At 68.2% G+C, this 26924-nt stretch carries 18 protein-coding genes and 2 tRNA genes; 10 read left to right on the forward strand and 10 right to left on the reverse strand.

Translation table 11 applies throughout. The features are described 5' to 3' along the window. Positions 1–29: 29 nt before the first annotated feature. From HMPREF0975_RS05080 to HMPREF0975_RS05095, 4 genes are all read right to left on the reverse strand, one after another. A complete protein-coding gene (locus HMPREF0975_RS05080) occupies positions 30–1319 on the reverse strand; it encodes a lipid II:glycine glycyltransferase FemX (protein WP_009233071.1) in 1290 nt (429 codons plus the stop codon). Beyond that, complete coding sequence (locus tag HMPREF0975_RS05085) at positions 1320–2561, reverse strand: carboxylate--amine ligase (RefSeq protein WP_009233072.1); 1242 nt, start codon at positions 2559–2561, stop codon at positions 1320–1322. Positions 2562–2861: 300 nt separating this feature from the next. After that, a tRNA-Val gene (locus tag HMPREF0975_RS05090) sits at positions 2862–2933 on the reverse strand. 1 nt (position 2934) lies between these two features. Next, a tRNA-Gly gene (locus tag HMPREF0975_RS05095) sits at positions 2935–3007 on the reverse strand. A gap of 255 nt (positions 3008–3262) precedes the next feature. Here HMPREF0975_RS05095 and glgX point away from each other — a divergent pair. The 5 genes from glgX (at position 3263) to HMPREF0975_RS05120 (ending at position 12093) form a co-directional block, all read left to right on the forward strand. Then, positions 3263–5470, forward strand: a complete 2208-nt coding sequence (glgX, locus tag HMPREF0975_RS05100) for a glycogen debranching protein GlgX (RefSeq protein ID WP_009233073.1) — start codon at positions 3263–3265, stop codon at positions 5468–5470. 73 nt (positions 5471–5543) lie between these two features. After that, entirely contained in the window at positions 5544–8201 is a 2658-nt protein-coding gene (treY, locus tag HMPREF0975_RS05105) for a malto-oligosyltrehalose synthase (protein ID WP_009233074.1), read from the forward strand. Then, positions 8198–9985 carry a malto-oligosyltrehalose trehalohydrolase gene (gene treZ / locus HMPREF0975_RS05110; protein WP_009233075.1) on the forward strand — a complete coding sequence of 596 codons (1788 nt, stop codon included), beginning with the start codon at positions 8198–8200 and terminating at the stop codon, positions 9983–9985. Before treY ends, treZ begins: the two co-directional genes overlap by 4 nt. A 162-nt stretch (positions 9986–10147) precedes the next feature. Further along, on the forward strand, positions 10148–10744 hold the full coding sequence (locus HMPREF0975_RS05115) for a DUF3000 domain-containing protein (RefSeq protein ID WP_009233076.1): 597 nt from the start codon (positions 10148–10150) through the stop codon (positions 10742–10744). Positions 10745–10815: 71 nt separating this feature from the next. Continuing rightward, entirely contained in the window at positions 10816–12093 is a 1278-nt protein-coding gene (locus HMPREF0975_RS05120; RefSeq protein WP_083840732.1) for an HRDC domain-containing protein, read from the forward strand. Between the two features lie 22 nt (positions 12094–12115). On the opposite strand, the gene pflA is transcribed toward HMPREF0975_RS05120, so the two are convergent. The 5 genes from pflA to HMPREF0975_RS15480 form a co-directional block, all read right to left on the reverse strand. After that, positions 12116–12991, reverse strand: a complete 876-nt coding sequence (gene pflA / locus HMPREF0975_RS05125; protein WP_009233078.1) for a pyruvate formate-lyase-activating protein — start codon at positions 12989–12991, stop codon at positions 12116–12118. Between the two features lie 23 nt (positions 12992–13014). Then, on the reverse strand, positions 13015–13260 hold the full coding sequence (gene grcA2 / locus HMPREF0975_RS05130) for an autonomous glycyl radical cofactor GrcA2 (protein WP_003785767.1): 246 nt from the start codon (positions 13258–13260) through the stop codon (positions 13015–13017). A gap of 76 nt (positions 13261–13336) precedes the next feature. Further along, a complete protein-coding gene (gene pflB, locus HMPREF0975_RS05135; protein WP_009233079.1) occupies positions 13337–15451 on the reverse strand; it encodes a formate C-acetyltransferase in 2115 nt (704 codons plus the stop codon). A 386-nt stretch (positions 15452–15837) separates the two neighbouring features. After that, entirely contained in the window at positions 15838–17919 is a 2082-nt protein-coding gene (gene dxs / locus HMPREF0975_RS05140; protein ID WP_009233080.1) for a 1-deoxy-D-xylulose-5-phosphate synthase, read from the reverse strand. Beyond that, entirely contained in the window at positions 17906–18064 is a 159-nt protein-coding gene (locus HMPREF0975_RS15480; RefSeq protein ID WP_009233081.1) for a hypothetical protein, read from the reverse strand. The genes dxs and HMPREF0975_RS15480 overlap by 14 nt, the downstream gene beginning before the upstream one ends. A 230-nt stretch (positions 18065–18294) precedes the next feature. Here HMPREF0975_RS15480 and HMPREF0975_RS05145 point away from each other — a divergent pair, with 230 nt between their 5' ends. Both HMPREF0975_RS05145 and HMPREF0975_RS05150 read left to right on the forward strand, forming a co-directional pair. Next, positions 18295–20322: an alpha/beta hydrolase family protein gene (locus HMPREF0975_RS05145; RefSeq protein ID WP_009233082.1), complete on the forward strand. Its 2028-nt coding sequence runs from the start codon at positions 18295–18297 to the stop codon at positions 20320–20322. Beyond that, the gene (locus tag HMPREF0975_RS05150; RefSeq protein ID WP_009233083.1) at positions 20322–22292 is read left to right on the forward strand and encodes a chloride channel protein; all 1971 of its coding nucleotides are present in this window, start codon (positions 20322–20324) and stop codon (positions 22290–22292) included. Before HMPREF0975_RS05145 ends, HMPREF0975_RS05150 begins: the two co-directional genes overlap by 1 nt. A 42-nt stretch (positions 22293–22334) precedes the next feature. Here HMPREF0975_RS05150 and HMPREF0975_RS05155 read toward each other — a convergent pair whose 3' ends face one another. Beyond that, complete coding sequence (locus HMPREF0975_RS05155; RefSeq protein ID WP_009233084.1) at positions 22335–22943, reverse strand: hypothetical protein; 609 nt, start codon at positions 22941–22943, stop codon at positions 22335–22337. Positions 22944–22964: 21 nt separating this feature from the next. On the opposite strand from HMPREF0975_RS05155, the gene HMPREF0975_RS05160 reads away from it, so the two are divergent. The 3 genes from HMPREF0975_RS05160 to HMPREF0975_RS14700 all read left to right on the forward strand — a co-directional run. Continuing rightward, complete coding sequence (locus tag HMPREF0975_RS05160) at positions 22965–24956, forward strand: leucyl aminopeptidase (protein WP_009233085.1); 1992 nt, start codon at positions 22965–22967, stop codon at positions 24954–24956. A 226-nt stretch (positions 24957–25182) separates the two neighbouring features. Then, positions 25183–26556, forward strand: coding sequence for a dihydrolipoyl dehydrogenase (gene lpdA, locus HMPREF0975_RS05165; RefSeq protein WP_009233086.1), 1374 nt, complete (start codon positions 25183–25185; stop codon positions 26554–26556). A gap of 30 nt (positions 26557–26586) precedes the next feature. Next, a partial coding sequence (locus HMPREF0975_RS14700; RefSeq protein ID WP_009233087.1) for a biotin/lipoyl-containing protein occupies positions 26587–26924 on the forward strand: 338 nt, incomplete at its 3' end.

A 26924-nucleotide genomic window follows, 5' to 3' on the forward strand; every position in this document is an offset into this window, starting at 1 on the left:
CCGCGAGTCTACGTCGTGGGCGCGCGGACTCAGTGCTCCCGTGAGCCACGCCGCGCGCGCAGTGCGTCACGCAGGCGCTTGGCGGTGGCCATCCCGGAGTAGATGACCCGGGAGACCGGGACGTCCCAGGCGCCGTCGACCTCGGTGACGTGCTGGGCGTAGCGCTTCTTGTACTGACCCACCGTGTAGAGCGAGGGGACACGGGTGGAGCCGGCGCCCATGAGGTCCAGGCCGCGGTAGCCCTCCTGAGCGAGGGTGCAGGCGGCCCACCAGTCCAGGGCCTCGGCTCCGCGGAAGGTGCGCGACTCGTTGGAGGAGGCGCCGTAGTACGCCACGGAGTCCTTGCCGGAGGTGAGGATGAGGTCCCAGGCGTGGGGGACCCCGTCCTTGCGCAGGACGAACAGGCGAGCGTTCTTCTCCCCCAGGGCCGTCAACATGGTCCAGTAGACCTCGGCGTCGTGAGGCTTGAAGCCGTCGCGCTCAGCGGTCTCACGCAGGACCTCGTAGACCTTGTCGAACTCCTCACGGCTCAGACCGGTCTCGTCGCTGATGGTGCAGCCAGCCTCCCGGGCCACGCGCTCGGCGCGCTTGACCGCGCGGCGCCCGTCCTTGGGCATGACCGCCGCCATCTTCTCAGGCGTCTTGGGCACCAGGTCGATGACGTAGGTACGGTCGTAGGTGATGGTGGACAGCAGCTCTCGCAGGTCGGTGTCGCGGTAGCGGGCGTGCATGCGGATGAAGCGCACGGAGCGGTCGCGCTCCTTGACCACCGCGCGCAGCAGCCGACGCAGGTGCGCCTCACGCTCGGGCGACTGCTCCTTGAGCCAGACCGGACCGTGCTTGGCCCACAGGAAGGTCTGACCTCCCATCTCGTAGCGGTACAGGGCGATGGCGGCTACGGGCTTGCCCTCGTCCTCATAGAGGTAGCGCCCCCACAGGGGACGCCCCATGGCCTCCTCGAAGCGCTCCCAGGCCTCGGTCTGCTCGACCGGGAAAGGGCTGTTGCCCACGGCCAGGCGCATCTCGCGCCCGTCGACCCGCCGCAAGGTCTCGGAGCGGTCCGAGGTGGAGTGCACCGGCTCAGGGTGCGTGGGCCGAGAGGCCTTGGGTTTGTCGGTCTTGGCAGTCTTGGCAGACTTGGCAGACTTGTCAGTCGTGTCGACCTTCTGCTCGGGCTGCTCGGGCTCGCTGTCCTTCCGCCCCTTCTCGTTCAGCTGAGTCGTCTGAGCCTTCTCGGGGGTCTGTGCGGCAGTATCGGCCGTGGCGTCAGTCGTGGCGTCGGGGGTGGTGCTGTCGGGCATGTTCTCGTTCTCGGGCATTCAGCGGGACCTGTCGACTCGTTGCGGATAGTTGCGGGCGAACTTGCGGTAGTGGTTGAGGCGCTGGAGCTCGATCGTGACGCGCCGGCGAAGCGATCGCTCGGCCGGGTCGCGCAGCGGATCGATGCCCCGCCCCAGGCTCTTGGCCTTGCGGCGCAGCGCCTCATCGGACACGTAGCGTGCGATGACGCCGTCGGGAACCAGGGAGTAGAGGACCTGCCGGGTGACCTCGACGGGCTCGTCGCGCTGGTCCAGGACCAGGTCCTTGAGCATGACAGCCATGGGGTTGGCGCCGGCGGCGGTCAGGTAGAAGGAGTTGCGGCCGATACGGGGGTTGACCTCGAAGAACAGCTCTCGCCCGTCGCGGGGGTCCACCTTGATGTCGAGGTTGGCGAATCCACGGTACCCGGCGTGGCGCAGCAGACGGCTCGTGGCGTCCCACAGGTCGGGGAAGGCCTCGGTGATCATGGCGACCGGGTTACCGATCATGGTCGGGGCGTGGTCCTGCAGGAGAACTCGCGCCGAGCCGATGAGGCGCAGCTCGCCGGTGGAGTCCATGTAGGCGGTCACCGAGCGCATGGCGGTGTCGTCGCCGGGGATGCACTCCTGGACCAGGAAGGTGGAGCGGTAGCTGGCTTGCTTGAGGCTCTTCCACATGCCGGCCAGCTCAGCGGCGTCGTCAATGAACCAGATCTTGCGCTTGCCGGGGAAGGAGATGCGGTCGTAGTCGGCGCCGATGGCGGCCTTGGCCACGAGTGGGAACTCCAGGCCGAGTTCGGAGGCCGAAGCCGGGGGCTCACAGTCGGGGTCGGCCAGGTCGACGACGACCTCCCGGGGCGTGAGCACCCCCACCTCAGCGCACAGCCGGGAGAAGGAGGCCTTGTCGCTAACGGTATCGAGTACGTCGATGTCCGGGAATGGCAGGACATAGGTGGGCTCGAGATCACTGCGGTGAGCGGAGATCATGGCGGCCGCGGCGTCGGTGTTGGCCATGAGCACGGCGCTGCGGGGCTCTCGTCCCTGGACCAACCGCTGCAGGAGCGCAATCGTCCGCTCCGGTGGAGCCCCGGCCTCCTGGTGGACAACGGTGATGTAGGTCGACTCGGAGATCGCCACGATCGGATCCGAGGCCACGACCGTCACCGACGTGCCGGTGACCTCGTGAAGCTGCCGAGCCAGGGCGTAGGCGCCGATGTCGCCGCCGAGGACCACGGGCAGCAGGTGCCTGAAGCGTTCCGTCATAACCATCCGTTTCTTGCCGCAGGGACCAACTCCTCCCCAGATGGTAGAGCACACTGGGACACCCCGTTCCCGACCGTCGCGGCGAGGTCGCGATCCAGAGACGCAGTCGGCCCCAGCCACTGCGGAGCGGCGTCGCAGATCCGGCCGGAATCCGGGCGAATCCCGTCCCGACGGGACAGCGGGCACTCGACCTCCCGGTGACGCACACCACCAAGGGAGCCCCACGACGACGCCCGTCGCCCGGGATACGGAATAAGCCCGGAGCGGGCGCTCCGGGCTCGGTCAAACATTCAGTTCCGGTGGGCGATACTGGGATCGAACCAGTGACCTCTTCCGTGTCAGGGAAGCGCGCTCCCGCTGCGCCAATCGCCCGAGCGGATGACGGGACTCGAACCCGCGACCCTCACCTTGGCAAGGTGATGCTCTACCAACTGAGCCACATCCGCGTCACACCCTTGTGGGGTGCGGGAAGAAAGTTAGCAGAGGTATCCCCCGGAGGCAAAACCATCCCGTCATCGGATCTCCATGAGGTGTCTCACGCCCAAGGAGACACCTGTGAGCGAAATAGGAAGGCCCTGAGGGGAGACGGGCGAGGAGCGCACGGACGCGGGCGGGCTCTCATCGGCGCGCGGCGGAGCGACGTGACATGTCTTTCTCCCACACGCCTGCCTTCACACCTCAGTCGTGGCAGGGTTGTCCCTATGACCACGCCGACGACACCGACGCCCCGGGCCACTCAGGAACCTCAGGATTCTCCGCAGCGCCAGATCTGGCCCGGCCACCCCTATCCGCTCGGGGCGACCTACGACGGCTCAGGAACCAACTTCGCCCTCTACTCCTCGGCGGCCAGCGGCGTCGAGCTGTGTCTGTTCGACGCCGACGGGAACGAGGAACGAGTGGCCCTCGAGGAGGTCGACGGCGACGTCTGGCACGCCTATCTGCCCGGGATCTCGCCGGGCCAGAAGTACGGCTACCGGGTGGCGGGCCCCTACGACCCGGCCTCCGGGCACCGCTGCGACCCCTCCAAGCTGCTGCTGGACCCGTACGCCAAGGCAATCTTCGGCGAGGTGACCCCGTCCCAGACGCTGTACTCCTACTCCTTCGACAACCCGGAGGAGCGCAACGAGGAGGACTCGGCCGGTCACACCATGCGTTCGGTGGTCATCACCCCCTACTTCGACTGGGGCCACGACCGCCCACCGGGGCACGAGTACCACGAGACGATCATCTACGAGGCCCACGTTAAGGGCATGACCCAGCTGCACCCGCTAGTCCCCGAGAACCTGCGGGGCACCTATGCGGGCCTGGCCCAGCCCGCCGTCATCGAGCACCTCAAGACTCTGGGCGTCACTGCGATCGAGCTCATGCCGGTCCACCAGTTCGTCAACGACACCCACCTGCAGGAGAAGGGACTGTCGAACTACTGGGGCTACAACACGATCGGTTTCTTCGCCCCGCACAACACCTACGCCGCCTACGGCACCGAGGGGCAGCAGGTCCAGGAGTTCAAGTCCATGGTCAAGGCCTTCCACGAGGAGGGCATCGAAGTGATCCTGGACGTGGTCTACAACCACACGGCTGAGGGCAACCACCTGGGCCCCACCCTGTCCTTCCGGGGCATCGACAACAGCTCCTACTACCGGCTCGTCGATGGCTCTCCGGCCCACTACTTCGACACCACCGGCACCGGCAACTCGCTGCTCATGCGCTCACCGGCGGTTCTCCAGCTCATCATGGACTCGCTGCGGTATTGGGTCACCGAGATGCACGTGGACGGGTTCCGCTTCGACCTGGCCTCCACCCTGGCCCGGCAGTTCCACGAGGTCGACAAGCTCAGCGCCTTCTTCGACATCATCCACCAGGACCCCGTGCTCTCCCAGGTCAAGCTCATCGCCGAGCCCTGGGACGTGGGCGACGGCGGCTACAACGTGGGCGGTTTCCCGGCCCTGTGGAGCGAGTGGAATGGGAAGTACCGCGACACCGTGCGCGACTTCTGGCGCGGGGAGCCCTCCACGCTGGGCGAGTTCGCCTCCCGCATCACCGGATCCTCCGATCTCTATCAGCACGCAGGGCGCACCCCGGTAGCCAGCATCAACTTTGTCACCGCCCACGACGGCTTCACGATGCACGACCTGGTCTCCTACAACGAGAAGCACAACGAGGCCAACCTCGAGGGCAACGCCGACGGCAGCAACAACAACCGCTCCTGGAACTGCGGCGCCGAGGGGCCCACCGAGGACCCGGCTATCACGGAGCTGCGTCATCGTCAGACCCGCAACTTCCTGGCCACCATCCTGTTCAGCCAGGGCGTCCCCATGATCTGTCACGGCGACGAGTTGGGGCGCACCCAGAGAGGCAACAACAACGCCTACTGCCAGGACAACGAGATCTCCTGGATCGACTGGGATCTCGATGAGCAGGACAACGACCTGCTGGAGTTCACTCGCACGATCATGTGGCTGCGTCGGGACCATCCGGTGCTGCGGCGTCGGCGCTTCTTCACTGGCGATGCCGGGCGCGGAGGCGAAAGCGAGCTCGGCGAGATCGAATGGCTCACTCCTGCCGGGGAGTCGATGACCGACCAGGACTGGACCACCTGGTACGCCCGCGCCATGATGGTCTTCCTCAACGGCGAGGCGATCGCCGAACCCGATGAGCGCGGCCAGAGGATCGTGGACAACTCCTTCCTCGTCCTCATCAACGCCTCCGACGAGGACATCACCTTCACCCTCCCGGGCGAGGGCTACTCCCCCACCTGGAAGGTCGCTCTGGACACGGCTCCGGCAGTGGATGGGGACTCCGACCCGGTGCTGGCCGCGGACGACACAGTCACTGTTGAGGCCCGTTCGATGCTCTTCCTCATGGACGCTCCCGAGTCCGCCGCCACGACCGAGAGGCTCCAGCGCTAGGGGTCGGCGTAAACCGATACGGCCGGACGACAACGCACCGCACGGGGTGCACCAGACGAACTCAGGAAGTCAGATGACCGACGCAGTGGACGCAGCAGTGGATTCAGCGGATAGGGCCGCTTCGGCGGTTTCCGTGGACTCGGCGGAAACCCCCGCCTACGCCCCCTGGTCGGGGCACGTGCCGGCCCCTGAGCACCGTACCCCGGTGACCACCTATCGTCTCCAGCTGGGAGCGGATCTCACCTTCGCCGACGTCGAGGAACTGGTCCCTTACCTGTCCGACCTCGGGGTTACTGACCTCTACCTCTCCCCTGTCCTGGCGGCCGCACCGGGCTCCACCCACGGCTACGACGTCGTCGACCATCGCCGGATCAGCTCCGTCATGGGCGGACGCGCCCGACTGGAGTCCCTGGCCGCTGCGGCCGGTGCCCGTGGGATGGGCATCGTGGTGGACATCGTTCCCAACCACATGGCGGTGCCCACTCCCGGCTGGCACAACCTGCCCCTGTGGTCGGTGCTGCGCGAGGGTCCGGACTCCCCCTACGCAGCCTGGTTCGATCTCTCCCTGGACGAGCCCATCCTCATGCCGATCCTGGGCAGGCGCATCGGCGCCGTCCTGGCCGACGAAGAGCTCACCCTGGAGCAGGTGGTGGTGCCCGGCCAGGAGGAGCTGGGCGAGCAGTGGGTGCTGCGCTACTACGACCATGCCTTCCCCGTCGCCCAGGGCACCGAGGCCCTGCCGATGCACGTACTCGTCGAGCGCCAGCACTACCGGCTGGCCTACTGGAAGGTCGGCGATGAGGAGATCAACTACCGACGTTTCTTCGACGTCGGCACGCTGGCCGCGATCCGGGTCGAGAACCCCGACGTCTTCGCAGGCAGCCATGGCCTCATCCTGGAACTCATGGGGGCAGGGGTCATCGGCGCCCTGCGAGTGGACCATCCCGATGGTCTGGCCGACCCTGGCGGCTACCTCGCCCAGCTGGCCGAGGCCACCGGGGGGTCGTGGATCGCGGCGGAGAAGATCCTCGCCCCCAGTGAGTCCCTGCCCACCTCCTGGCCGGTGGCCGGGACCACCGGCTATGACGCCGCCTGGAGGATCGACCAGCTCCAGGTGGATCCCGCCGGTGCCGCCCGGCTGGGTGCGCTCATGCAGGAGCTCACCGGCGATGCACCGGTGGACTACGACCGCATCGTCGAGGAGGCCAAGCGCGAGGTGATCGCCGGGTCGCTGGCCGCGGAAGTCGACCGTCTGGCCCGTATTCTGGACTCCCTGACGTCCCAGGACGTGCGTCTGCGCGACCACACGTTGCGCGATCTGAGGGCCTGTGTCGTCGAGCTGCTGGTGGCCGCCGACCAGTACCGAGTCTACGTCGTCCCGGGAACGCCGCCCGGCCCGGAGACCGCCGCCGTCCTGCATGCCGATGCCGAGCGCGCCCGTCAGCGCCTCGAGCCGGACCAGGGCGAGACCCTCGACCTGGTGGTCGCCATCCTCCTGGGCGAGCCAGTCGGGTCCGAGGGCCTGTCGGAGTCCCCGGAGCGCGCCGAGGCCATCATCCGCTTCCAGCAGGTGTGCGGAGCCGTGACCGCTAAGGGCGTGGAGGACACGGCCTTCTACCGCTGGACCCATCTGACCAGCCTCACCGAGGTCGGGGGCAACCCGGCCGGCTTCGCGCTGAGTGCCGATGAGGCCCATGCCTGGGCCGACCGGGTCCAGAACATCTGGCCCGACACGATGGTCACCTCCACCACCCACGACACCAAGCGCGGCGAGGACGTGCGCGCACGCCTGGACGTGCTGGCCTCCTACGCCGATGAGTGGAGCGACCTCGTCCATCGCCTGCGCGCCATGACCGCCCAGGAACGTCCCCTGGACCTCGACGGACGCAGCGAGAACCTGCTGTGGCAGACGCTGTGGGGCACCTGGGCGCCCGAGAGCGCCGACCCCATGGACCCCGAGCGCCTGAGCGCCTACCTCATCAAGGCCTCCCGGGAACAGAAGATCTGGACCACCTGGACCGCCCCGGACCTGCCCCGTGAGCAGGCCCTGACCGACTACGCCACGCACCTGCTCACCAATGAGGAGGTCTCCCACGAGCTCGAGGCCTTCGCGACTCTGACGGCCAAGGCCGTGCGCACCGCCATCCTGGCCAACAAGGCGCTCGCCCTGACCTGGATGGGGGTCAGCGACATCTACCAGGGCAGCGAGACCACCCGCACCTCTCTGGTGGACCCCGACAACCGTCGCACAGTCGACTACGCCGGACCCGGCGGCCTCGTCAGTCTCCTGGAGCGCCTCGACTCCGGTGCCACCCCCCGCAACCTCGACGAGGACAAGCTTCTCCTCACCTCCCGTCTGGCGCGCCTGCGCGCCTCGAGACCCGATACCTTCGTCGGGCCCCGGTCGGGCTACCGGGCGATCCCGGTCACCACATCCTTCGCCTTCGCCTACGCCCGCCTGCTCGACGAGGTCCCCGACGTCGTCGTCATCGTCAGGCGCCTGTCTAAGCGCCTCGAGCAGCTGGGCGGGTGGCGCGAGGAGAGCGTCGTCCTTCCGGAGGGGACCTGGGAGGATGTCCTGCACGGCGGGACCGTGGAGGGCGGCAACCAGCCCCTGGCCGACGTGGTCGCAGACGCACCGGTGGTCGTCCTGGCCAAGGTCGCCTCTCAGACCTCCCCGACCACCGAGTCCGCCCCGTTAGTCCAGCCCGCTGAGGAGGCCGCCCCATGAGCCCGACGCCCCGAACCTGGACCTCCCCCGCCCTTCCCGTGGGACCGCGGGTGCCCGTGTGGGCCCCCGCGGCGCAGACTGTCGAGCTGCACCTGCCGGGCCAGGACCGCCTGGTCGACATGATCCCCGCCCCGGGCGGCTGGTGGACCGCCCCCCTCGACCTGGAGCCGGGCACCGACTACGCCTTCCGCGTCGACGGCTCGCCGAATCGCCCCGACCCTCGCAGCGCCCTGCAGCCCGACGGAGTCCACGGCCCCTCGCGCACCGTGGACCCGGACGCCTGGCAGTGGACCGACCAGAATTGGGCGGGCAAGGACCTGCGCGGCTCGGTCATCTACGAGCTTCACGTGGGCACCTTCACCCCCGAGGGCACCCTGGATGCCGCCATCACCCGTCTGGGCCACCTGGCCGATCTGGGTGTCGACATCGTCGAGCTCATGCCGCTGGCGGCCTTCCCGGGCAAGGCCGGCTGGGGGTACGACGGGGTGGGCCTGTGGGCCGTCCACGAGGCATACGGCGGCCCCGACGCCCTGGCCCGCTTCGTCGATGCCGCTCACAATGCTGGTATCGGCGTGTGCCTCGACGTCGTCTACAACCACCTGGGTCCGTCGGGCAACTACCTCGGCGTCTTCGGCCCCTACTTCACCCGCGCCCACCACACGCCCTGGGGCGAGGCCGTCAACTACGACCACGACGGCAGCAAACAGGTGCGGGCCTTCGTCATCGACTCGGCCCTGCGCTGGCTGCGGGACTTCCACATCGACGCTCTGAGGCTGGATGCCATCCACGAGATCAAGGACGACGCCGCAGCCGCCGACCCGCCCCAGACGCACATCCTGGCCGAGCTCTCCGACGCCGTGGCCGCACTGTCCGCCGAGATCGGCCGCCCCCTGAGCCTGGTGGCGGAGGCCGACCTCAACGACGTCGGCGTCATCACCCCCACCGGTGAGCAACCGCCCGCCAAGATACCGAGCCTGGGCATGACCGCCCAATGGGCCGACGACGTTCACCACGCCCTACACGCCCGGCTCACCGGAGAGACCCAGGGCTACTACGGCGACTTCGCCGAGGCCGGGGCCTGGGCCAAGGCCTACGGACGGGCCTTCCTCCATAACGGCACCTGGTCCACCTTCCGGGAGAGGAACTGGGGGGCGCCCGTACCCGAGAACACCGACCCCCGCAAGTTCGTGGTCTTCGGCTCCGACCACGACCAGGTCGGCAACCGCGCCGTCGGGGATCGCCCCTCGACCAGCCTCAACGACGCCACCTTGGCGGCCACCGCCGCCCTGGTGCTCCTATCGCCCTATACGCCAATGCTCTTCATGGGCGAGGAGTGGGGAACGCGCACCCCCTTCCAGTTCTTCACCGACCACGAGGAGGAGGACCTGGCCCGAAGCGTCAGCGAGGGACGCGTCAGGGAGTTCGCCGGATTCGGCTGGGACGCCGACGAGATCCCGGATCCCCAGGAGCCCGGTACCGTCGAGGCCTCGCGCCTGCGCTGGGAGGAGCTGGACGAGGCCGAGCACGCCCGCATGCTGGCGTGGTACCAGGGGCTGATCGCCCTGCGCCGCAAGCTGGCCTGGTCCCAGCGCACTGCCTGGCCGCAGGTCGACGAGACCGACGACGTCCTCACCGTGACCTACGAGGACATCGTCGTGGCGACGAACCTCTCCGACCAGGATCGTCCCGCCCCTGCGGCGACGACGGTGCTCCTATCCTGGAACTCGGTCGACGCCGTCCCGCCGATCCTTTGTCCCGGACAAACACTCATCGCCCGGCGCTGACAAGCTCCAGCGGACGCTGCGGAGGACACGCCGCCCGCCGCCGTACCGAAACCCAACAGACGCACGTTCTTTCAGAAAGGCAGGTATCTCGTTGACACAATGCAACCCTCCCAGCGGCGTGGCTTCATCTGCCCAACGCGGTAGCGCATTAGCGTATCAACCGTGACTGTCAATGGTAGGCCGCGCCAGAACGAGGCAGGTGCCATTCCCGAACGATTCGAGGAAGCGCTCCTGTCCCTTCGCGACGCGCCCCGCCCGCGCGGGCTCCTCATGGAGGAGGTTCCCGCGCCCAAGAAGCTCGCCCCCTACTCCGCCGCGCTGAGTGCCGAGACCGTGGAAACCGTGGGCGCCACCCCCATCGCCACCGGACGCTTCGTCGTTCTGTACGATCCCAACGGCCAAGACGCCTGGGACGGAGACTTCCGCATCGTAATCCAGGCACGTGCCCGCATCGACGACGAGGTCGGCATGGATCCCGTCTTCGAGTCCGCAGCCTGGAGCTGGCTCACCGACGGCCTTGAGGACTCCCGCGCCGGCTACCGGGCACTGGTGGGAACCGTCACCAGAGTCCTGTCGGAAACCTTCGGCGGCCTGACCCTCACAGACTCCTGCGCGCACGCCGAGATCCGGGCCTCCTGGTCCCCCACGACCGCACAGCTCGGCCCCCACCTGACCGCCTGGCACGAGCTCCTCCTGGTCGCCTCCGGCCATGAGCCGGCCGCCGTCCATCCCCTCACCCTCGCCGGAGTCGCCAGGTGACGACCCGCATAACCGGCGCCTCCCGCCCAGCTGGCTCCTCGGCCGTGCCCCGCCCATCTGCTTCCTCGGCCGTGCCCCGCCCAGCCGTACCCCCCGGGACGACGGATCATCCCATCGAACCCCACGACATTGTCGACTACCCGCGTCCCAAGGACGGGCTGCCGGAGATCACCGGCACTCCCGAGGACCTGAGGAAAGTCGCCCATCGCCTTGCCGGCGGACAGGGCCCCGTGGCCGTCGACGCCGAACGGGCCTCGGGCTTCCGTTACGGACAGGACGCCTACCTCGTCCAGCTCCGGCGCGACGGCGCCGGAACCTTCCTCATCGACCCGGTCACCTGCGGCCCGCTGACCGAGCTGGCCGCCGCTCTCGACGGCCCCGAGTGGATCCTCCACGCCGCCGATCAGGACATCCCCTGCCTGGCGGCCCTCGGTCTGACAGCGGTCTCCCTGTTCGACACCGAGCTGGCCGCCCGCCTCCTGGGGCGCCAGCACGTCGGCCTCGGCGCCGTGATCGAGGAGACCCTGGGGCTACGTCTGGCCAAGGACCATGCGGCAGCCGACTGGTCCACCCGGCCTCTACCCGCCTCCTGGCTCATCTATGCGGCCCTCGACGTCGAGCTGCTCATCGATCTCAAGTGCGCCCTGGCCGCCGAGCTCGAGGCGGCCGGGAAGGATCAGTGGGCCGCGCAGGAGTTCGAGTACGTGCGAACCAGGCCGGCCAAGCCCGCCAAGCTAGACCCGTGGCGCAAAACTCCGCGAGCCGGAAGCGCCGTGCGCTCCCCCCGCTCACTCGCCATCCTGCGCGAGCTGTGGACATCACGGGAGGAGCTGGCCGCCGAGCTCGACCGGACGCCCTCCAAGGTTCTGTCCCACCAGGCCCTTATCGCCGCCGCCGTCGCCCGCCCCCGGTCGCGGCGCAAGATGACAGCCCTCAAGGAGTTCTCTTCCCGCCAGGCGCGCCAGAACCAAGAGCGCTGGTGGCGAGCCATCGAACGCGCCCTGGAGCTGCCCGACGACGAGCTTCCCCCCACTCGGGCCCCCATGGGTCCCGATGAGCTCCCCCACCCACGCACCTGGCAGCGCCACCACGCAGAAGCAGCCGATCGGCTCATCCGAGTACGCAGCGCCGTCAGGCTCCGTTCCGAGGACATTCGCGTCCCCCAGGAGCTTCTCCTGGCGCCTTGCAGCCAGCGCCGCCTGGCCTGGGACCTCGGTGAGGAGATCGAGGCCGGGCGCACCAGCAGCGCCAGCACTCAGGAGATCGGTGATCGCCTGACTGCCATGGGCGCCAGGCCATGGCAGGTCGAGCAGGCCGCTCCCAGCATCGCAGCTGCGCTGGTGGACTGAACCAGCGGGGCTCCGAAGAGCCTCAGTGAACCTCGAAACCGTAGGAACGGAAGATCGCGCGCGTGGACTCCACGAGTTCGGGCTCCGGAGGTCTGGTGTCACGCAGTTGGTACGTCAATCCCAGGGCGTCCCACTTGTCGGTGCCCATCTGGTGGAAGGGCAGCACCTCAACACGGCTGACCGAGCCCCAGCGCTCGATAATGCGGGCCACGTTGTGGACGTTCTCGGGGGCATCCGTAAGGTCCGGGACCAGGACGAACCGGGCCCAGATCTCAATTCCCTTGGCCGCCAGGCGGTCGCCGAAAGTGATCGTCGGCGCCAAGGAGCGTCCCGTCACCTTCTTATAGGTCTCCTCATCGCCGCTCTTGACGTCGAGCAGAACGAGGTCGATGTTGTCGAGCATCTCATCGCTGGCATTGGCCCCCAGGAACCCGGAGGTGTCGATGCAGGTGTGGATGCCCATCTTCTTGGCGCCGGCCAGAAGTCTGCCCGCGAAGGCGGGTTGCATGAGCACCTCGCCCCCCGACAGCGTGATTCCGCCCTTGGACGCGCGGAATACTCCCCGATAACGGCGCATGCGTCGGAGAAGCTCCGTGGCCTCGACCGGCTCTCCGTCCTTCATGAGGAAGGTGTCGGGGTTGTGGCAGTACAGGCACCGCAGGGGGCATCCGTTGAAGAAGACCGTCATCCGGGTGCCGGGACCATCCACCGCGGTGACGAGCTCCCAGGAGTGGATCGAGCCCAGTTCGCCGGCTCGCATCCGGGCCAGCCGCTCCGAGCGCTGAAGATCCGTCAGCTCCTCGAGCCCGCCAATACCCGCCCCGCGCAAACGGGCGGCCGGAGCCAGGAAGTCCTGGTCCCGACCGCCGTCGCGCACGGTCGTCGTGGTCTGCGTCATGACCGCTCGCCGTGCTCCAGGGCTCAGGCCTGGGCGTGGAAAGTGCGGTGGAGCACGTCAAGCTGCTGCTCGCGAGTCAGCTTGACGAAGTTGACGGCGTAGCCGGAAACGCGGACCGTGAGGTTCGGGTAGTTCTCCGGGTGCTCCATCGCGTCCTCGAGGGTGTTGCGGTCCAGGACATTGATGTTGGCGTGGTACAGGCCCTTGACGCCGCCGTTGTCCTGACGCTGCGCCTTCATGGAGGCGAGGCGCTCTTCGTATGTGGCCATGGTGGCCCCTTTCTAAGTGGTGTTGCGGATGAGTGAAGAAGAATTTCCGCGGTGATCAGCCGCAGAGACGACTGGTTCAGATCTCGGCGCAGTCGTCGGGGACGAAACCGGCATCGAGGATGCCCACGAGGTTGGCGACGCGCTCGTCGAGCGTGCGGCCCAGCCCCTGCGGGGTGATCGTGTTGGTCAGCGAGATCCCGTCCAGGGCGTCGTTATAGTCGAGCTTGCCGACGCTGAGCATCGAGGCGACCATGCCGTGGGTGTCCATCCCGTTCTCCGGGTTGGCACCGGGCGAGAAGGGGGTGCCCTTCTGGTGACCCGAAGGGAAGGAGCCGGTGGCCTTGCCGTAGACGACGTTGGAGGTGATGGTCAGCACCGACTGGGTCGGGATGGCGTCGCGGTAGAAGGGCTGGGCCTTGATCTTCGACATGATCGTGTGGACCACGGTGGCGGCGATGTCGTCGGCGCGGTCGTCGTCGTTGCCATAGATCGGGAAGTCGCCCTCGGTGACGTAGTCGATCACCAGGCCGGTTTCGTCGCGCACCGGGGTGACCTTGGCGTACTTGATGGCGGCCAGGGAGTCGGCCACGATCGACAGGCCGGCGATGCCGCAGCCCATGGTGCGCACAATCTCGGAGTCGTGCAGCGCCATCTCGATGGACTCGTAGGCGTAGCGGTCATGGCAGTAGTGGATGATGTTGAGGGCCTCAACGTAGGTCGCCACCACCCAGTCCAGCATCTTCTCGTACTTGTCCCACACCTCGTCGAAATCGAGGGGCCCATCGCCCTCGATACCGGGCAGGCCGGTGACGACCTGTTTACCGGTCATCTCATCGCGACCGCCGTTGATGGCGTAGAGCAGGGCTTTGGCGGAGTTGACACGGGCGCCGAAGAACTGCATCTGCTTGCCCACCCGCATCGGGGACACGCAGCAGGCGATCGCGGCGTCGTCGCCCCAGTGGTCACGGATCTGCTCATCGGCCTCGTACTGGATGGAGGAGGTCGTGATCGAGATCAGGGCGCAGAAGTCCTTGTAGCCCTGCGGCAGGTTCTCGTCCCAGAAGATCGTGATGTTGGGCTCCGGGGCGGGGCCGAGGTTGCGCAGGGTCTGCAGCAGGCGGAAGGAGGTCTTGGTGACCAGGGCTCGACCGTCCTCACCGAAGCCGGCGTCGGACCAGGTGGCCCAGTAAGGGTCGCCGGAGAAGATCTGGTCGTAGTCAATGGTGCGCAGGAAGCGCGTGATGCGCAGCTTCATGACGATGTTGTCAATGAGCTCCTGGGCGCGGGACTCGTCGATGACGCCATTGCGCAGGTCCCGCTCGAAGTAGATGTCCAGGAAGCCCGAAAGACGGCCGATGCTCATGGCGGCGCCGTCCTGCGACTTCACGGAGGCCAGGTAGGCGAAGTAGGTCCACTGGACGGCCTCATGGGCGTTCTTGGCCGGACCGGAGATGTCGTAGCCGTAGGAGGCGGCCATGACCTTGAGCTTCTTGAGCGCCTTGATCTGCTCGGAGTGCTCCTCGCGGTAGCGGGCCCAGTGCTCGGAGAAGGGCTTGTCGGCCACGGAGTCCTTAGCCTTCTGCTTCTTCTCGATGAGGAAGTCGACGCCGTAGAGCGCCACACGGCGGTAGTCGCCGATGATGCGGCCGCGACCGTAGGCGTCGGGCAGACCGGTGATGATGTGGCTCGAGCGCGCCGCACGGATGCGCGGAGTGTAGATGTCGAAGACCGCGTCGTTATGGGTCTTGCGGTAGCGGGTGAAGATCTTCTTGACCTCGGGGTCGACCTCCTTGCCCGCCTCCTTGATGGCGGTCTCCACCATGCGCCAGCCGCCGTTGGGCATCATGGCGCGACGCAGCGGAGAGTCCGTCTGCAGGCCAACAATGACGTCGTCATCCTCGCTGATGTAGCCGGCGGGGAATGCGTCAATGTCGGCGGGAGTGTGGGTGTCGACGTCGAGGATACGGACCTTGCGCTCCTCGGAGAGGTAGTCCTTCTCCAGGGTGTCCCACAGGCGCAGGGTCTTGTCCGTGGCGCCGGCGAGGAACGAGGCGTCACCATCGTAGGGGGTGTAGTTGCGCTGGATGAAGTCGCGGACGTCAATGTCCTCGGTCCACGGTCCGGCAACGAAGCCCTCCCAGGCGTCATTGCCGCTCACCGTGGTGGCAGATGTTGTGACCTCAGTGGTCATCCGTGCCCTCCTCGTGTGGGTGACCGGAGGGCCACCCGGTTGCGATCGCCCTTGTGAGGCGAGGCGGCACATCGGCGCGCCGTCGGTATCAGACTAGAACTCCGAAAGGGTCTTGTGGGCCACTAGTCCCAAGAAGCACCGGTGTGATGACTCACAGGCCAATCGGCGTCGATTCGATCTGGGACATAAGTCCCTAAATTTGCCGTTCAGAAAGACGTTCATCACCTGACAACAATGCCGCTCTTCCTCCGACGATATCCAGCGAATCTGGGCGCGCTTCCAGATTCCGGGACTGCCGAGTCAATTAGGACGGGTGTCCCAATCTTCATCGATCGCGCCACCGCGGATGGGCGCTCCGGGAGGTTCCGAACACCACCTCGGAGCCCTCATTCGGTCCCAAGGTCCCGACCGCCGGGGGCACCTGCGAAGCCGTCGGCCGCAGTGCCGGCAGCACTGGCGACATCAGCGGCCCGCATACCGAAGTCCTCCAGCAGCTGCGCCCGGGTGGCGGTGTCGATGAAACGGCGCGGAATCCCGATGCGGCGGAAGACCGGCGATCCCGTCGAACCGATCTTGGTGGACTGGCAAGCCCGGTACTCCTCGACGGCGTCGCGCAACTGGGATCCGATACCTCCGTCGACCAGTCCGTCCTCGACCACCACGACGACGTCGGCCTCGGCGGCGGCCCGCACGAGGGGACGCGGGGCCGGAATGACCCAGTGCGGGTGTACGGCAGTGACGCTCCGGCCCTCCTGCTGGAGGATACGAGCGGCCCGGCAGGCCTCGGCGGCCATGACGCCCACGCCCACCAGCAGGATCCGGGGGGTTTCGGAGGGGCCCAGGTTCTCCAGCAGCACGTCGACGACGTCGAAGGCGGAAGCCTCCCCCACCGACTCCCCCGCCGGGGTATCCACCTCGGCGCCTGCGTTATACGGGCTCTTCTCAGGATGCTCCAGCCCGAGGCGGCGCACGATCGGCAGGGGCTCGGGCAGGGCGCCCTTGGGGTAGCGCACGACGGTGGGGGCGTCGTTGACGCTCACGGCCAGGCGCAGCCCCTCGCGCAGCGTCGCCTCGTCCCGGGGAGCCGCCAGGTGGAGGCCCGGTACGTGAGCCAACAGCGCCATGTCCCACATACCGTTATGACTGGCTCCGTCCGTGCCGGTGATACCGGCTCGGTCCAGCACGATTGTCACGCCCGCGCGGTGCAGGGCGACGTCCATGAGGACCTGGTCGAAGGCCCGGTTGAGGAAGGTGGCGTAGAGGGCCACCACCGGGTGCATCCCGGCGAAGGCGAGCCCGGCGGAAAAGGTGAGCGCGTGCTGCTCGGCGATGCCGACGTCGATGACACGCTCAGGCATGGTGTCGGCCAGGGGCTGGAGGCCCACCGGGGCCTGCATCGCCGCGGTGACCCCGACGATCCGCTCGTCGCCGCGCGCCAGGGAGACGATCTCCTCGGCGAAGACGGAGGTCCACCCGAAGCGCTCGGCCACGACCGGCAGCCCGGTCTCGGGGTGGATCCGGCCCACGGCATGGAAGCGGTCGGGAACGTGCTCCTCGGCCGGGGTGTATCCGCGCCCCTTCTCGGTGATGACATGGACGATGACCGGCTCGGCGTACTGGCGGGCCCGGGTCAGGGCGAACTCGATGGCGGTGATGTCGTGACCGTCGACCGGTCCGGTGTACTTGATGCCCAGGTCCTCGAAGAAGGCCGAGGGGACCAGGACGTCCTTGAGCCCCCGTTTGAGGCCGTGCAGGGCGTCGAAGGCGGCTCGACCGGGCGCTCCCTGGGACAGGAGCGTGCGCTTGACTCCGGACAGGACGCGCTCGTAGCCGGGGTTGGTGCGCAGCGCGTCGAGGTGGTGAGCCAGTCCCCCGATGGTGGGGGCGTAGGAGCGGCCGTTGTCGTTGACGACGATGACCAGGTGCCGGTCGGAGGAGTCGGCGATGTTGTCCAGGGCCTCCCAGGCCATGCCCCCAGTCATGGCGCCGTCGCCGATGACGGCCACCACATGGCGATCCTGGAGCCCCTGGAGATGGTTGGCGCGGGCAATGCCGTCGGCCCAGGACAGCGAGGTGGAGGCGTGGGAGTTCTCCACGACGTCGTGGACGGACTCGGCCCGTGAAGGGTAGCCGGACAGCCCGCCGCGTTCACGCAGGTGGGAGAAGTCCTGCCGACCGGTGAGCAGCTTGTGGACGTAGGCCTGGTGACCGGTGTCGAAGACGATGGTGTCCCGTGGCGAGCGGAAGGTCCGATGCAGGGCGATCGTCAGCTCGACGACGCCGAGGTTGGGGCCCAGATGACCGCCGGTGCGGGCGACGGAGGCGACGAGGTGGCGGCGGATCTCCGCGGCGAGCGCCACCAGCTCGTCGCTGGTGAGCCGATTGAGGTCGGCGGGCTTTCGCACAGAGGGCAGGAGCACTCCGCCGGCCTGTTCGGCGGGCCGACCAGTATGCTCAGCTGCTGGCACGGTGCGCCTCCTTGTCGAAGGTGAAGGTGATGATGGCGGGTCGTCCGTGCGGCGCTGGCGCTGCGTCGTTGACGACCAGGTTGGCGAGGGCGCCGGCGCGGCACCCGGGAAAGAGTAGCCATTGTACCGGCGGAGATGCCTCCATGGCGTATTGTTCCGAGATCGCCGCCCTACGACGGTCTCGGACAGTCCAGGGCGCCCCGAGGGGCGATCCTCAGCATAGGGCCGTCCCAGCCCGCTCACGGTCACGTGTCACGCTGGTCACGGATAAGCACGTACTGTATCCCCTGACCGTCGGAACCGTTCGCGCCCGCCGGTCCACGGCGTCGCTCCCGAACGCCCGATCGCCCTCAGGACAGCCCTCCAGGAGGAACCATGAGCACCACAGCCCCTTTCGGCACCTGGCCCTCGCCCATTACTCCAGGCACGATCACGACCCGTACGGTCCTGCTCTCGCAGGTCCGCGTCGATGGCGGCGACACCTACTGGGTGGAACAGCGCGCCTCGCAGGCCGGGCGCAATGTCCTGCTGCGCCGTGACGGCGACGGGCAGACCGGTGAGGTGCTTCCGCTGACACCGGCCGACGAGCTGGTCGACGTGCGCACCCGGGTACACGAGTACGGCGGGAAGGCCTATGCGGTCGACGGGGGGATCATCGTGGTCTCCCACGCTGGGGACGGGCGCCTGTACCGGTATGACGTGGCCCATCGCCTGCGCGGCCTGGTCCCGCTGACGATCTACGGGGACGTGCGTCACGGCGACCTGGAGATCGACACGGGCAGGGGCCTGGTCTACGCCGTCCGCGAGGACCACCGCGGCGAGGGCGAGGCCGTCAACACCCTGGTGGCGATTCCCCTAGACGGTTCGGCGGCCCGCGACGACTCGCGCGTGCGCACGCTGGTGTCGGGGACGGACTTCGTCGTCGCCCCAACGCTGTCCCCCGACGGCGAGCACCTGGCCTGGATCACCTGGGACCACCCGGGGATGCCGTGGGACAACGCCTCCCTGCACGTGGGTGACCTGGGCCCGGACGGGTCGATCGGGGAACAGGCCCTGGTGGATGGCGGGGACGGGCACTCGGTCTCCGAGCCGCGCTGGACCGAGGAGTGCGAGCTGGTTCACGGATCGAACGCCTCGGGCTTCTGGAACCTCTACCGCACCGAGGGTTTCCCGGTGCGGGGCACCAACCGCCCGGCCTGGTCGGAGAAACTGCGAACCCGACCACTGCACCCGGCCGAGGCCACCTTCACCAACCCCGCCTGGCAGCTGGGTCCGCACTCCTTCGACGTGCTCGACGCCGAGCACATCATCACCTCCTGGGCCCGGGACGCGGTGTCGCACCTGGGGACCATCAGGCTCGCCAACGGCGAGCTCGAGGAGTGGAATGTGGGCTGGCAGCCGATCGGCAACGTGGCCTCCAGCGCCGGTCGCGTCGTCATGCTGGCCTCCAACGAGATGGCGATGCCGAGCATCGTGGAGGTCAAGAACGGCACGGTGCAGGTGCTGCGCGGCTCGGGCGAGTTCGAGCCCGAGGACATCGGGGTCTCCTTCCCCGACCCGGTGTCCTGGCCCACGAGCGACGGCGCGAGCGCTCACGGCTTCTACTACCCGCCGACATCGGCCTCCCATGTGGGAAGCGAGGGCGAACTGCCGCCCCTCATCGTCAACGTCCACGGCGGCCCGACGGCGACGGCCGTGCCCGGCTACGACCTGCGCATCCAATACTGGACCAGTCGGGGCTTCGCCTATCTCGACGTCAACTACCGCGGCTCCATGGGCTACGGCACCGGCTACCGCAAGGCCCTGGAGGGCAAGTGGGGCATCTACGACGTCGACGACTGCGTCAGCGGCGCCCAGCACCTCGTGGACGCCGGGCTCGTGGATCCGCGCCGCATCGCGATCCGCGGTGGGTCGGCCGGGGGCTTCACGGTGCTGTCGGCCATCACCCGCTCCTCGGTGTTCACGGCGGCCAGTTCGTGCTTCGGGGTGACCGACCTCAAGAGGCTGGTGCGCACGACCCACAAGTTCGAGTCGCACTACATCGGCCAGCTCATGGGGACCCAGGACATCGACGATCCGGTCCTGGACGAACGCAGCCCCATCAACCACATCGAGAACATCGGCGTCCCGCTGCTGCTCATCCAGGGCTCGGAGGACCCGATCGTCCCGGCAGAGCAGGCCACCGCGATGTACGAGGCCCTCAAGGCGGCAGGAGCTCCGGTGGCCCTGGAGGTCTTCCAGGGCGAGGGCCATGGCTTCCGCCTGGCCGCGAACATCCGGCGCCGTTATGAGGCCGAGCTGAGCTTCTACCGCCAGGTGTGGAACATCGGTGGTTCCTGCCCCGAGGCCGAGCGGCGCAGCGAGGAGGACACCTTCATGGTCAAAGTGGAGAACCTGCGCTGATGGATCATGCCTGGAAGAGGCTGTCCCAGCCCCTGTCAAGGCGCGCGGGCAGCCTCTTCCGTCATCATCGCCTCGGGCTCTACACCCTGGCGGTGCTGGTGGGGCTGGCCTCGGGTCTGGGGGCGGTCCTGTTCCGGCTGGGGATCGATGCCTGGTCCCGGCTGCTGAGCGGGGCCGACGACTACACCGTATCGATGGGGCCCTCGGTCGGATCGCTGGCGGCGCTCGGCACCTGGTTCGTCCTGGTGGCGCCCGTGCTCTCGGGGATCATCGTCGGTCCGCTCATGTCGCGGCTGGGCCGTACTCCCACCGGTCATGGGGTGGCCGGGGTCATCTGGTCGACGCGCCACGGGGACGGCACGATGGCGCCGCTCGCGGCTCTAGCGATGACGACGTCGTCGGCTCTGACGATCGGCGGCGGAGGCTCTGTGGGACCGGAGGGGCCGATCGCGGAGCTGGGCGCGTCCACGGCGAACATCATCGGACGGGGGCTGCACCTGCCGAAGCTCCCGGTGCGCTACCTGGCGGCCGCCGGCACCGCCGCCGGGATCGCCGCGGCTTTCAATGCCCCGCTGGCGGGCGCCTTCTTCGCCCTGGAAGTGGTCCTCATGGGCTTCAGCGCCGACGCCTTCATCGTCATCGTCCTGTCCTGCGTAGCCTCGACAGTCCTGTCGCACCATCTTCTGGGAACGACTCTGTCACTGTCCCTGCCCTACCTGGACCTGTCCGGGGACGCCCAGCTGGGGTGGGTCGCCCTCCTGGGAGTGGCGGGCGGGGGCGTCGGCATCGGTTTCATGCGCCTTCGCTTCATCGTGCTCGACGCCCTGACCCGCGCCTGGCAGCGACTGGGAATCCCGATCTGGGCACGCCCCGGTATCGGCGGTCTGGCCGTCGGCGCCGTCCTGCTAATCCTGCCCGAGATGTACGGGGAGTCCTCTGCGGCGCTCAACCGGGCGCTGGCAGGCCGCTACGCCCTGTCCCTGTTACTGGTGCTGTGCGTGGGCAAGATGCTGGCGACCTCGTTGACGCTGGGGATGGGATTCGTCGGCGGGGTGTTCGCCCCGTCCCTGTTCATCGGCGGAACACTCGGTGCGGCCTTCGGCACCCTGGTGGCGCCCAGCTACGCCCCGGCGGCAGGGGTCTTTGGGGTGCTCGGAATGGGCGCGGTTTTCGCCGGCGCGGCTCGCGCCCCGATGACGGCGGTGCTGCTCATCATCGAGATGACCGGCCAGCACGCGCTGTTGCTGCCCCTCATGCTGACCACGGTGCTGGCCACCTTCACCAGCCGTTTCCTGTCGCGCGGCACATTGTTCACCGAGGAGCTGCGCCGTCGCGGTGAAGACGTCGAGGATCCGATGACCACCACCCTTCTGGGGCGCACCCACGCCTCGAAGCTCATGGTGGAACCGCCTGCCGTAGTGGAGGACACGATGACGGTGCGTGAGGCCGCCGCTCTCATGAGCCGGCACAGCGCCTCGGTCCTACCCGTGGTCAGGACGAGAACCGGGGAGGCCTTGGAGCTGCTCGGCTGCGTGACAGCCGCGCAACTGGCCGGAGCGCTCCTGAACGGCAAGCCCGACGAGGTCGACCAGGCCGACCAAGCCGACGATGACTCCCGACCCGTACCGACGGTGGCGGGCCTGCCCCTGGTCCCCGACCGACTGAGTCGCGAGGCGGAGGCCACCGATGTGCTCGAGGCCCTGACCCGAACCGATCTGGAGGGGCTGCCTGTGGTGAGCAACCGGGCGTCGGACTCCAGCGGCGAGCAGCTGGTGGGTTGGGTGTGCCAGCGGATTGTCGTCGAGCGGATCTACGAGGTCCAGGCCCGGGCTCGCGCCGCAGCGGCGACGTACACCTCATTGGGCTCGCGTCTCCAGGACAGGTGGCGTGCCTGCCCCGTCCCCCGGCGCAGGATCAGCAGAATCAGCCGGATCAGCTCACGCAGCTCGCGCCGCTCCAGGCGCCGGTGACGCACATCTGCCCTCAACCGAGGCGCCGGATGCCTTGTCGGTTCACTGCTTCATGTCGCGCGGGACGGTCCCGTTCGCGGGCGTTTCCGGGGATGCCGCCTCACTGGTCCGGGAGCTCTTGAGAGCGCGGCCCTCCTGGACTGCTCGGGCCTTCTCGGTGAAACTCTCGGTGAGGGTGTCGGACAGCTCTGTGATGCGTTCGGCGTTGGCCACGATGCGCCGAGGATCGGACATCCACATCCATGCGGCGGCCACGACCGGCAGGATCGCCGGGAGATACCACCTGGAACCGCCCCAATGCGCCCACACCGACGCGCTGAGGTCCGCAGTCGTGGAAGGGGCCTCGGTCATGGTCAGGACACCGATGAGCACCGCCATCGTGGCCAGCGCTCCCAGGCACATCCAGCCGATGTTGCGCATCCGTCGCCCATTGTGGGCCACGCACACGGCCAGGAGGATGTACAACCCGCCTCCCAACAGATTGAAAGCCCACACAGCCGGCGCCTCGGTGGGATTCCGCACCAGCGAGACCATGGAGGGGATGAGAACTATCGCACCGAAGACGGCGAAGACGCCGACCAGGATGCGCCCCCATCCGTAGGCGGGGCGGCGGGTGTCCTGAACCGGGCGTACCGATGAGCGCTCGTCCATAAGGAACGACCTTTCCACGTGATGACCTCCGGCACGCGCGGCGCCAACTCAGCCTCTAACCAATGCCAGAACGTTACTATTCACAACGTGAGCACCATTAAGTTGACCAATTCCCTGAACGCACACGCCTCGGTGGACGATGACCGCAAGGATACCGACCTCAGCAATCAGGCCGAGGTCGACACGGTCGATGAGGCCCGGTCCGCCGAGGACTCCGCCCCCGCCGACGCACAGGATCGGGCCGAGGCGCCGGAGACCGGTTCCTCGGACGTGGAGCAGGAGGCCGATCAGAAGGCGGACAGCGCCAAGGACGCCGATGGCGACCAGGACGCGGACGCCGATGAGGACACCGGAGCCTCCTCCGGCGCTGAGCCGGCGGCCGACGTGCTCGTCCTGGCCGCAGCACCGGGCAGGGATGGGGCCGAGGCGCCCGAGATCCTTCTAGAGGGCCTTGTGCCTCCCTCCAGCAGCGCGCTGGAGGACCTGGACATCGACGCGCTCGCCGCCCTGCTGCCCTCACTGGGCTTTTCCGGCGCCCAGGACTCCGTGGTGCGCCTACCGGCGTCGTCGGTGAGCACCACGAAGTACCACGGTCCGGCGACGATCCTCGTCGTCGGCGTCGGAACGGGCTGGGCCGACACCGATCCCCTGGCCGTCACCACCGACGACGAGGCCGCTCTGGGACACGACCAGACGGGTCTGCTGCGCCGGGCCGCCGGACGCGCCACCAGGGAACTGGTCGGAACCGGCTCCGCGGTCCTGGCGCTGCCCGCTCTCTCGGAGGCGCAGCTCGCCGCCGTCGCTCACGGAGCCGCTCTGGGCGCCTACTCCTGGAAGGCGACGGAGAACGGGAACCGCCCGGGGCGGGAGTCCTCCTCCAAACAGGCCGCCCCGTTGAAGGACATCTCCATCGTCTCATCTCTTTCGGACACGCCCGAGGGGCAGGCGGCTCTGACCGGCGCCCTGGCACTGGCCGAGGCCACCGCGCTGACCCGAGACCTCGTCAACGAGCCGCCCAACCGCCTGACGCCGGAGGTCTTCGCCGACAGGGCCCGCGAGGCCGGGCAGGAGGCCGGGATCAACGTCGAGGTCTGGGACGCCCCAGCACTGATCGAGCAAGGATTCGGTGGGATCCTCGGTGTGGCGCAGGGCTCGGTGCACCCGGCGCGACTGGTCCGCCTGGAGTGGGCGCCCCCGCAGTCCGGCGAGGGCGCTGCGAACCAGACACTCTCAGAGACCGAAGGAGACAATGACGCGCCCCGCCCCAAGCACGTCGCACTCATCGGTAAGGGAATCACCTTCGACTCCGGGGGCCTGTCCCTCAAACCGGCCGCCTCCATGCCCGAGATGAAGTCCGACATGGCGGGCGCCGCCACCGTGCTGGGAGCCGTCATCACGGCCGCGCGCCTGGCTCTGCCGATCCGCGTGACCGCCTGGCTGGCGCTCGCCGAGAATATGCCGGGCGCCGACGCCCAGCGCCCCAGCGACATCATCACGATGTTCGACGGCACGACCGTGGAGGTGACGAACACCGACGCCGAGGGCCGGTTGGTCATGGCCGACGCCCTGGCCAGGGCCGTCACGGAGGAGCCCGACGCCGTCCTGGACGTGGCCACTCTCACCGGTGCTCAGATCGTGGCACTGGGAGACCATGTGGCCGCCGTCATGGGAACACCTGACCTTCGCGAGGAGGTCGTAGCCGCGGCCCAGCGGGCGGGAGAGTCCTTCTGGCCGATGCCGCTGCCAGCGCACCTGCGTGCCACCCTGGACTCGCCCTTCGCCGATCTGCGCAATACCAAGGTCGGTTCCCGCGCCGGAGGGATGCTGTCGGCCGGCCTGTTCCTGCGCGAGTTCGTCGGACGTCGGCCATGGGCGCACCTCGACATCGCCGGACCCGCTTACAACGACTCCTCACCCTGGGGGCTGACGCCCACCGGAGGCACCGGGATGGGAGTCTCCACACTGGTGGAGCTGCTCCGTTCACTATCCGCCGAGGTCAGCATCCTTTCCTGAGCCTCTTGCGTGTCTGCAACGAGTCAGCGCAGTCACGGTCGCGGTCAACGGCGGGGCTCGTTGCAGACACGACCCGCACATGGTGATGGGTATCACTCCGTTTTCAGGACTCTAGTCCCTAAACAGCAATCCCTCTGACTCCTGCACGCCCTCTTCAGGTGGAACAATGACTCCGTGCCGAGCCGCCCCATGAGGGCGTCGTGACCAATCAACAAGGAGTGAGTTCGTGACAGAGACCGTCTACGACATGGTCATTCTGGGCGCGGGATCAGGGGGCTACGCCGCCGCCCTGCGAGGCGCCCAGCTGGGCCTCAAGGTCGCCCTCATCGAGGCCGACAAGCTGGGGGGCACCTGCCTTCACCGCGGCTGCGTGCCCACCAAGGCCCTGCTGCACGCCGCCGAGACCGCCGACGCCGTGCGCGAGGCCGCCACGGTCGGCATCAGGGCAGCCTTCGAGGGCGTCGACATGCCGGGCGTCCAGAACTACAAGAACGGCATCGTCTCGCGGATGCACAAGGGCCTTGAGGGCCTGGTCTCCTCACGGGGCATTGACCTGATCCAGGGCTGGGGGCGCCTGGTGGCCGCGGACGCCGTCGAGGTTGACGGCCGTCGCATCACCGGCCGCAACGTGGTCCTCGCCTCCGGCTCCTACTCCAAGACCATCGGGCAGGCGATCTCTGGAGGCGTCATCACCTCCGAGGAGGCGCTGGAGATGGACCACGTCCCCGCCTCCGCCGTGATCCTGGGCGGGGGCGTCATCGGGGTGGAGTTCGCCTCGGCGTGGGCCTCCATGGGCAGCCGGGTCACCATCATCGAGGGGCTCCCTCACCTGGTCCCCAACGAGGACGAGGCGATCTCCAAGCAGCTCGAGCGCGCCTTCCGCAAGCGCAAAATCACCTTCCGCACCAACACGATGTTCGAGTCGGTCGAGCGCCACGACGGCGGCGTGACCGTACGCACCCAGGACGGCAAGACCCACGAGGCCGAGGTCCTGCTCATCGCCGTGGGCCGCGGACCGGCCACGGCTAACCTGGGATACGAGGAGGTCGGGGTCGCCATGGACCGCGGCTTCGTCCTGGCCGACGAGTACGGCCGCACCAACGTCCCCGGCGTGTGGGCCGTGGGCGACATCGTCCCCGGCGTCCAGCTCGCCCACCGCGGCTTCGCCCAGGGCATCGTCGTGGCGGAGAAGATCGCGGGCCTGGACCCGACCCCGGTCGACGACGTCCTGGTCCCCAAGGTCACCTTCTGCGAGCCCGAGATCGCCTCGGTGGGACTGTCCGAGGCGAAGGCCGCCGAGATCCACGGCAAGGACAACATCACCACCGCTGAGTTCAACGTGGCCGGCAACGCCAAGAGCCAGATCCTGGGGACCCAGGGCTTCGTCAAACTCGTCTCCCTCAAGGACGGCCCCATCGTGGGCTTCCACGCCATCGGCGCCCGTATGGGGGAGCAGGTCGGAGAGGGCCAGCTCATGGTGTCCTGGGAGGCCGACGCCGACGACGTCGCCTCCCTGGTCCACGCCCACCCCACCCAAAACGAGACCCTCGGCGAGGCCGCCATGGCCCTCGCCGGCAAGCCGCTGCACAACCACGGCTGATCCAGCTAGACGAGAGTAAGGAAGACAGCAATGTCAGAGTCCGTGAAGATGCCCGCTCTGGGTGAGTCCGTCACCGAGGGGACGGTCTCCTCCTGGCTCAAGGCCGTAGGCGACACCGTCGAGGCCGACGAGCCCCTGCTGGAGGTCGCCACCGACAAGGTGGACACCGAGGTCCCCTCCCCCGCATCCGGGGTCCTGCTGGAGATCCGCGTCCCCGAGGACGAGACCGTGGAGGTCGGCACCGTCCTGGCCATCATCGGCTCCCCGTCCGGCGGCCCCGGCCAGCAGCACCCGCCCCGACGGCCACGCCGGAGGCCCCCGCTCCTGCCGCCACACCGGCGGCGGTCCCCGCAGCAGCACCGTCGGCT

Origin of the sequence: Actinomyces sp. oral taxon 849 str. F0330, from assembly GCF_000239715.1 — a bacterium.
GTDB lineage: Bacteria > Actinomycetota > Actinomycetes > Actinomycetales > Actinomycetaceae > Actinomyces > Actinomyces johnsonii.